Source organism: Acinetobacter sp. USHLN143 (genome assembly GCF_037145695.1).
Lineage (GTDB): Bacteria > Pseudomonadota > Gammaproteobacteria > Pseudomonadales > Moraxellaceae > Acinetobacter > Acinetobacter fasciculus.
Window position 1 is genome coordinate 1 of the sequence record NZ_JBBCWZ010000167.1, and the last position, 1,161, is coordinate 1,161.

Annotated in this window: 2 protein-coding genes; both read left to right on the top strand. The window is 32.4% G+C overall.

Annotated elements, in window-relative coordinates; all coding sequences use genetic code 11:
- Positions 1 to 13 precede the first annotated feature (13 nt).
- A complete protein-coding gene (locus tag WFH18_RS17445) occupies positions 14 to 274 on the top strand; it encodes a hypothetical protein (RefSeq protein ID WP_138743332.1) in 261 nt (86 codons plus the stop codon).
- A 533-nt stretch (positions 275 to 807) separates the two neighbouring features.
- Positions 808 to 1,005 carry a hypothetical protein gene (locus tag WFH18_RS17450; protein WP_034705821.1) on the top strand — a complete coding sequence of 66 codons (198 nt, stop codon included), beginning with the start codon at positions 808 to 810 and terminating at the stop codon, positions 1,003 to 1,005.
- The last annotated feature ends 156 nt before the right edge of the window (positions 1,006 to 1,161 follow it).

Below are 1,161 nucleotides of genomic sequence, written 5' to 3' on the forward strand. Positions count from 1 at the left end.
AAAGCAGTGAATTGTGGAGTTGCAACTGTTTATCGAGTTGCTAAAGTCATTTAAAAAGGCTTGTATCAGTGCTTCCCTTATGTCATATCTATTTACAAAGGAACAAGGCATCCTTAAAGATCAAAAGAAGGGATTAATGATGAAAAAGCATTTAATTTTCCTTGTTTTTATAGTGATGGTTTTTATTTTAGCTCTAGTTGTAAAGATTAATAATGATCATAAAAAAGGGCAAGCATTAAAGAAATTAGAACTAGTTGAAAAGCAAATCCATTAGGTAAAAATTGACTTATACTTATTTAAATAACGCTAATAACTAAGCCCAAAGAACACCTAGACCCAGTGCTACACACGCTTAGTTTTTTATATTTTAAAAGAGCATTTTAGCAAATATCATAAAAGACCGATCTATTCTCAAGCCAGTTTTTTATATCGCCGAGCATTATGGTTTCATCATAGATATATGAATATTAAGATAAATAAAAAGCCCTATAGTCTCTCCCGTTACTATAAGGCTTATAAAACGCTGTAATTTTTTTCTTAATTACCTACTTTTCGATGTAGGTTATGAATATATTTTACCTATTGGTAAAAATAAAGATATAAGACAAAAGATGAATATGCTAGGAATTTCGCATAACAACCATCATGTTAAATAGAGAACAGTTAGGAGATTATTTATTCTTTCAATAGACAAAAACTTGCGGAATTTTTCTTAATTTGTAATCCTTGCGGCCAAGGGTGTCTAGCGTAGCTAAGACAGGTATTCGTTATAGTCGGGCCGCTATAATACGGATGACGAGTGCCTGTATGTTTAACCTAAATATCTTTAACAAGATCTCTAGTGAAGGATTGACCATCAAAAATGATCTTGAGCTGAATTCTGAGAATCAACTGATAACTAAATATAAGAGTTCTACTTCTGAAGACTATAAAAAAGCAATTATTTTGATCTTTAAAGAACGTGGCTATACCAGGTTAGAAATAGGTCAGTTACTTGAAAGATAACTCTAAAGAATTCCTAAAAATAACATAATACACCTTATACGAAATGTAAGCGTGCGCTGAACCCCATAGCTATTTTTTAATTTTGGTCGGGTTTCCAGCGGTGCGGCAGCAATTCTTCTATTTGGCTCACTTTATGTGTCGGTAACCTTTTCAGCA